At 63.7% G+C, this 1,960-nt stretch carries 2 protein-coding genes; both read left to right on the top strand.

Features of this window, described 5'->3' with window-relative positions:
• The coding region (locus tag GXY33_21720; protein ID NLX07766.1) for a hypothetical protein at positions 1-1,203 on the top strand (1,203 nt) is incomplete at its 5' end.
• A gap of 228 nt (positions 1,204-1,431) precedes the next feature.
• The gene (locus GXY33_21725) at positions 1,432-1,881 is read left to right on the top strand and encodes a nucleotidyltransferase family protein (GenBank protein NLX07767.1); all 450 of its coding nucleotides are present in this window, start codon (positions 1,432-1,434) and stop codon (positions 1,879-1,881) included.
• The last annotated feature ends 79 nt before the right edge of the window (positions 1,882-1,960 follow it).

The raw sequence follows: 1,960 nt of genomic DNA on the forward strand, positions 1-1,960 counted from the left end.
CCCACCGGCCGGCTCCTCGACTTCGCCGAACGCCCCTGCGACGGCCGCGTCGAAGGACTCGCCCACGACGGCCAAAACCTCTGGGCCCTCGATCCCGCCACCCACCGCCTCTGCGCCATCGAAAAGAACACCCAAACCCCCACCGGCAACGCCGTTCGCCGCGAAGGCAGCCGCACCTGGATCGAAGGCGTCCGGGGATTCGACCCCTGCGAGTACGTTGACAGCGTACACGGCTCGCAGGCCCGCATCCTCCAGACCCTCGGCGAGTCGCTCTCCTACGACGACCTGATCTGCTACAGCGCCTTCGCCTTCCGCGTCCAGTTCCACGAAACCAACTGCCCCAGCGCCGCCCATCCCTGGTGCGGCTATCGGTGCATCGAAAACGGATACCACGCCCTGCCGTGGAAGCTCAGGGTATTCGAAGTGCCTCTCGACGGAAAGCCGCGCGCCGACCAAGCCGCCTTCGAAGCCGAGGCCCGCGCCGCCGTCAAGGCCAGCATCGACCGCGGCATCCCCGTCCACTACGGCAGCGAGGAAGACGGCCTCATCATTGGCTACGGCGACGACGGCCGACGCTGGTGGTGCGTCCATCCATACCACAAGAACGGCGCCGAACCCTTCTGGTACGACGAAGCCTCGGGCTTTGCCGGCGGCAAAGACAAATGGCCGTGGGGACTCGTCATCTGGACCGAACCCAAGACCAACGACGAACACATCCCGCAACGGCAGCTTACCCTCGCCGCCCTCAAGCAGGCGGTGGACATGTGGAAGACCGAAAAGCGCGATGCCTACTTCGTCGGCGACGCCGCCTACGCCTTCTGGCTCAACTGGCTGCGCGATGTGGAAGCCGGCAAGGTCAGCGATCCCAAAGCCGGCATGCAAGGAAACGCCTGGTGCTTTGCGGTCCTCATCCACAGCCGAAGCATCGCCGGCCGATGGCTCAACCGCGCCGCCAACGACTTTTCCGGCGAAACCGCCAACCAACTGCGCGTCGCCGCCGACCACTACACCCAAATCGCCGATCTCTGCCTTAAGGACATCAACACCTCCTGGGATCTCGCGCCGGTCCCGGCCCGCTTCGACGCCTGGACCAGCCAAATGCGACAACAGCAGATCGCCCGACTCCAAGCCGCCTGCGAACACGATCGCGCCGCCATCCAAGCCATCACCAGAGCCCTGGCCGCGGAAGCAACCGACAACTGAACGCCCAGCGAAGCAACCTCCGTACGGTCACCGACCCACCCGGTCGGGTCTCCGCTACGCTCTTCCATTTCATCAAGACTTCGACGATAATGGTAGGCATGATCGAGAGAGTGGTGAAAAAACGCGACCTCCACGACCCCCAAGCCAAACTCGACGACCTGCAATACTGGCTCAGCCAGCCGCCCGAGGCCCGCATCGAGGCCGTCGAACTCCTCCGGTCCCAGCACGATGGGTATACACAAAGACTTCAAAGAGTTGTTAGAATCGTTCAACGCCCGCGGCGTTGACTACGTCGTGGTCGGCGGATACGCCCTGGCGTTCTATGGCGCGCCCCGCTACACCGGCGACATCGACCTCCTCGTCAACCGCGATCCGGCCAACACCCAGCGGATCGTCGCCGCCCTCGCCGACTTCGGCTTCGCCTCACTGGAACTGACCGCCGAGGATTTCCAGAATCCCGACCAGATCATCCAGTTGGGAGTACCGCCGGTCCGGATCGATCTGGTGACTTCGATTGACGGCGTCTCATGGCCGCAAGCCTGGAACGGCAAGGTCGAAGGCAGCTATGGTGACACGCCGGTCTGGTTCATCAGCCGCGAAGACCTGATCGCCAACAAAAAGGCGTCAGGCCGTCCGCAGGATCTCGCCGATCTACAGGCCTTACGCAAACGCCTCTGAGATCGCGTGTCTACCGTCCGACCTTTCTTCCACCGCCTCCCGGCAATACATCCGTCAACCCATACGTCCGCCGATGCCA

The organism is Phycisphaerae bacterium, from assembly GCA_012729815.1.
Classification (GTDB): domain Bacteria; phylum Planctomycetota; class Phycisphaerae; order JAAYCJ01; family JAAYCJ01; genus JAAYCJ01.